This window comes from Saccharomonospora halophila 8, assembly GCF_000383775.1.
GTDB classification, from domain to species: domain Bacteria; phylum Actinomycetota; class Actinomycetes; order Mycobacteriales; family Pseudonocardiaceae; genus Saccharomonospora; species Saccharomonospora halophila.
The window spans coordinates 12,098-16,529 of sequence record NZ_KB912573.1 but is presented as its reverse complement, the minus strand read 5'-3'; the positions used below and the strand labels follow the sequence as shown (position 1 = coordinate 16,529).

The window sequence follows — 4,432 nt, the reverse complement described above, 5'->3', positions numbered from 1 at the left end:
CGCGCCGGGTGCCCCGTTCCCGTTCGCCGCGCCGGCCCGGGGGGAGCCGGTGCCCGCCGGGCGCCGATCCGGACCTCCCGGTTTCCCGGACGCGGTGTGCGCTGCGGCGTCCCGGTCGTCCTCCAGCCTGCGCAGCCGTTCCTCGTACATCGCGATACCGGACAGCCGCACGCGCACCTGCGCGTGTTGCCGCCGGATGGCCTCCACCAGCATGCGCGCCTCGGCGATCTCCGACTCGCCGGTGGGCGATCCGGCGTTCCAGGTGATCCGGTCGCGCAGGTCCTCCAGTCTTCCCTCCTGGGCCGCGACGTGCGGCAGCAGGCGCTGCACCTCGCCGGTGGTCCGGTCGAGCTCGTCCCGGGCCCGGCCCAGTGCCTCCTCCAGCACGGCGATCCGGCGCCGGTGGTCGGCCAGCCGGGTGTCGTGCCCGTCCAACCGGTCCCGGGTGCGGTCCTCGACGCGCAGGTCGACGAACCGGGCGAGCCGGTCGCCCACACCGTCGCGGAGCAGTCTCAACGGGTTGAGTGACGTCATGGGCACTCCTTCGGATGGCGTCGCGTTCTCCGGACAGCTCCCGCTCGCACCCCACGGAACCGACCGGGTTCCCACACCGGCCCCGTCATGGCAGCGACCGCGCGGCCCCGGTGCCGACCCAGGAGTCGAGCAGCGCGTCCTCCGCGGGGCACGGGTCGGTCCCGGGATCGGGGCCCCCGGAACCGAGGCCCGCGAGCACCAGTTCGGCGTCGGGGAACGAGGTTCTGGCGATCCAGGCGGCCACCGTCCCGGTGGCGGGGGTCTGTCGGCCCCGGGCACCGGTCGCCGGCCGGTCCCGCCCCGCGCCGGTGTCCGTGATGTCCGTGATGTCCGTGATGTCCGGGGTTTCCGCCGGGTGCGTCGACGCGAGCGCGCGGGACAGCGGCCGGGTGAACTCGCGGCTGGGCACCGGAACGAAGCCGAGGTCGACCGGCCACCACCGTGGGAGGTCACGTGGATCCGGCGGTGCCGGACCGGGTTCCACCAGGAGGTAGAGCTTCGACCGGTAGTCGGCGAAAACCCATTTCGTCGCCCGCAGCGCACGGTCGAAGACCACGGCGTGCGTCCGCCGCCCCACCGCGGGCGGCCCGTCGGGCTCGTCGCACACGTGCCCACCCACCCGGATGACGAGGTCACACCCGTCGATCGCGGTGGCGCGTGCGGAATCGGCGGGCATCGGCCGCAGGCCCACCACGGCCACCGAACGCGGCCGCGGGCGGTCGGCGTAGACCCGCAGCAGCTCCACCGTCAGGTTCGGTGTGACAACACCCGCGTCCATGCGGCGGAAGCTATCAGGAGTCCCGTTCGTGCGCGAACCGTAATCAAAGATCAACAATCCGTGTCGCGTCGGCGCGCGGAGCGCCCACCGGGACGGCGGGGGGCCACACCGGCCGGACAACCCGTTCACCGAGCGGGAACACGCAGGTCGCGACCACCCGGGTCGGTTGTACCGGACCGCCCGATCGCCGCCGACGGTCGCCAGTACCCTCATATCCCGTGCACGCCACAAGCACTGTCGATCCCACGGAAACGGCCACGATGACGTCGGCACCTCCCCGCCCGGACAGCAGGTCGTTCGGACGTGCCTTCACCGACATGACCAGCGGGGCCAGACAGACCGAACTCTGGGGCCACCTGGCCTGGCAGGACATCAAGCAGCGCTACCGCCGATCGGTGCTCGGCCCGCTGTGGATCACCATCAGCATGGGGATCACCGCACTGGGCCTGGGCATCCTGTACGCGGAGCTGTTCGGCTCGCAGATCTCGACGTTCCTGCCCTACATCACGACGGGCTTCATCGTCTGGAACTTTCTGCTGGGCTGTCTCACCGAGGGCACCGACACGTTCATCTCGAACGACGGACTGATCAAGCACCTGCCCGCGCCGTTATCGGTGTACGTGCTGCGCACGGTGTGGCGGCAGACGATCATGTTCGCGCACAACCTGGTCGTGTACTTCGTCGTGATCGGGATTTTCTGGGGAGCGGTCACGACCCCCGGTTACACGCTGCTGGAGAACGGCATCCAGCACCCCGGGCTGGGCTGGAACGCGCTGCTCGCGGTCCCCGGCTTCGCGCTACTGGCGATCAACGCGGGCTGGGTGGTGATGCTGTTCGGGATCGCCTCCACCCGGTTCCGGGACATCCCCCAGGTGGTGTCCAGCTTCACCAACCTGCTGTTCTTCATGACGCCGATCGTCTGGTCCACCGACATCCTCAAGGACCGCTTCGGGGACACTGCGCCGGACTGGCGGAACTACGTGGCCGAGCTGAACCCGCTCTACCACTTCATCCAGATCGTGCGGGCCCCGCTCATCGGTAACCAGCAGAGCTGGCACCACTGGGCGATCGTCGGCGGCATCACCGTCGTCGGCTGGCTTCTGGCCCTTCTGGTGCTGCGCAACTACCGTGCCCGTGTCGCGTATTGGGTGTGACGAACATGGTCAGCATTGACGTCTTCAACGCCGCGGTCGACTTCCCGATCTTCGATGCGAAGAGCCGGTCGCTGAAGAAGAAGGTCCTCGGCAAGGTCGGCGGCAAGATCGGCACCGAGAGCCGGGTCCCGATCATCGAGGCCCTGCACGACATCACCCTGTCGTTGTCCACCGGCGACCGGGTGGCACTGGTCGGGCACAACGGCGCGGGCAAGTCGACGCTGCTGCGGCTGCTGTCCGGCATCTACGAACCCACCCGGGGTGCGGCCCGGATCAACGGCCGGGTCGCGCCGGTCTTCGACCTCGGCGTCGGCATGGACCAGGAGATCTCCGGCTACGAGAACATCCTGATCCGCGGTCTGTACCTGGGGATGTCGCGCAAGCAGATGGAGAAGCGCGTCGACGACATCGCCGAGTTCACCGAACTCGGCGACTACCTGTCGATGCCGCTGCGCACCTACTCCACCGGGATGCGGGTGCGGCTGGCGCTCGGCGTGGTGACCTCCATCGACCCGGAGATCCTGCTGCTCGACGAAGGTATCGGCGCCGTGGACGCCGCGTTCCTGAACAAGGCGCGGGACCGGCTCGTGGACCTGGTGCGCCGCTCGGGGCTGCTGGTGTTCGCCTCCCACCAGGACGATCTGCTGCTGGAGATGTGCACCTCGGCGATCTGGATGGACGAGGGCCGGCTGCGGATGCAGGGGTCACTGCGGGAGGTCATCACCGCCTACAAGGGCCGCGACCCGTTCGAGAACCTCGACCAGGCGGCGCTGGACCGCATCGGCCAGGCGGCGGCGAGCGATGCCTGACGGGCACCCCGTGCCGGAGACGGACCCGGGCAACGAGGTTCCGGAGCCGCTGTCCGCCGACGCGGTCGTGGCGGTCGTGGTCACCCGGCACCGCCGCGACCTCCTCGCCGAGTCGCTGAAGGTGGTCACCTCCCAGTCCAGGCCGATCGACCACCTCGTCGTGGTGGACAACGGCCCGGACCGGCCCGCCCGGGACGTGGTCACCGACTGTCCCGTCCCGTCGACCTACCTGCCCTCGTACCGCAACCTCGGCGGCGCGGGCGGGTTCGCGCTCGGCATGCTGCACGCACTCGCGCTCGGCGCGGAGTGGGTGTGGCTGGCCGACGACGACGGCAGGCCCGCCGACGAGGACGTGCTGCGCGTGCTGTTGGACGAAGCCCGGCGCCGGGACCTGGCCGAGGTGTCCCCGGTGGTCGCCAACATCGACAGCCCGGACCGGTTGGCGTTTCCCCTGCGGCGCGGGCTGACCTGGAAGCGCTCGGCCGACGAACTGGGGGACGACTTCCTCCCGGGCATCGCCTCGCTGATGAACGGCGCACTGTTCCGCGGCTCCGCGCTGGAGGTCACCGGGGTGCCGGACCTGCGGCTGTTCGTCCGCGGCGACGAGGTCGAGCTGCACCGCAGGCTCGTGCGCTCGGGCCTGCCGTTCGGGACGTCGCTGCGTACCGCGTACCTGCACCCGAACGGGTCGGACGAGTTCAAGCCGATGCTGGGCGGTCGCTTCCACGCGCAGGACCCGGAGAACGACGTCAAGCGCTACTACACCTACCGCAACCGGGGCTTCCTGCTCTCCCAGCCGGGGATGCGCAAGCTCGGCGCGCTGGAGCTGCTGCGCTTCGGCCTGTACTTCGTCGGGGTCAAACGCGACCCCAGGGCGTTCGCCCGGTGGCTGCGCCTGGTGCGTCAGGGCCGCCGGGAACGCTTCCACCGGTACTGATCCCGACGCGGTGCCCCGGGCGGCGGCGCGCCGGACCGCGGGAGGACGTCACCGTCCCGGCGGAGCCGTCATTCGCCGATGACCGGCGGCGCCGTGCGCTCCTCGGTGCCGAAGACGCTGTCCGGGTCCGCCTCGACGAGGTAGCTCGGCCGCTGGTGCTCCTCGTCCTCGCTGCCCTGGCCGCCGCGCCCGGCGCCGGCCCCCATCGGGGCGCCACCCG

Annotated in this window: 5 protein-coding genes; 3 read left to right on the top strand and 2 right to left on the bottom strand. The window is 70.7% G+C overall.

Translation table 11 applies throughout. The features are described from left to right. On the bottom strand, positions 1–534 hold a 534-nt coding region (locus SACHA_RS25685), incomplete at its 3' end, for a hypothetical protein (protein ID WP_019811523.1). Positions 535–619: 85 nt separating this feature from the next. Continuing rightward, positions 620–1,312 carry a hypothetical protein gene (locus SACHA_RS22650; RefSeq protein WP_019811522.1) on the bottom strand — a complete coding sequence of 231 codons (693 nt, stop codon included), beginning with the start codon at positions 1,310–1,312 and terminating at the stop codon, positions 620–622. A gap of 260 nt (positions 1,313–1,572) precedes the next feature. On the opposite strand from SACHA_RS22650, the gene wzm reads away from it, so the two are divergent. From wzm to glfT1, 3 genes are read left to right on the top strand one after another with little or no spacing between them, the layout of a single operon-like run. Continuing rightward, a complete protein-coding gene (gene wzm / locus SACHA_RS0116460; protein ID WP_019811520.1) occupies positions 1,573–2,466 on the top strand; it encodes a galactan export ABC transporter permease subunit Wzm/RfbD in 894 nt (297 codons plus the stop codon). A gap of 5 nt (positions 2,467–2,471) precedes the next feature. Continuing rightward, positions 2,472–3,275 carry a galactan export ABC transporter ATP-binding subunit Wzt/RfbE gene (gene wzt / locus SACHA_RS0116455; protein WP_028663264.1) on the top strand — a complete coding sequence of 268 codons (804 nt, stop codon included), beginning with the start codon at positions 2,472–2,474 and terminating at the stop codon, positions 3,273–3,275. A 10-nt stretch (positions 3,276–3,285) separates the two neighbouring features. Further along, positions 3,286–4,212 carry a galactofuranosyltransferase GlfT1 gene (glfT1, locus tag SACHA_RS0116450; protein ID WP_019811516.1) on the top strand — a complete coding sequence of 309 codons (927 nt, stop codon included), beginning with the start codon at positions 3,286–3,288 and terminating at the stop codon, positions 4,210–4,212. Positions 4,213–4,432: the final 220 nt, after the last annotated feature.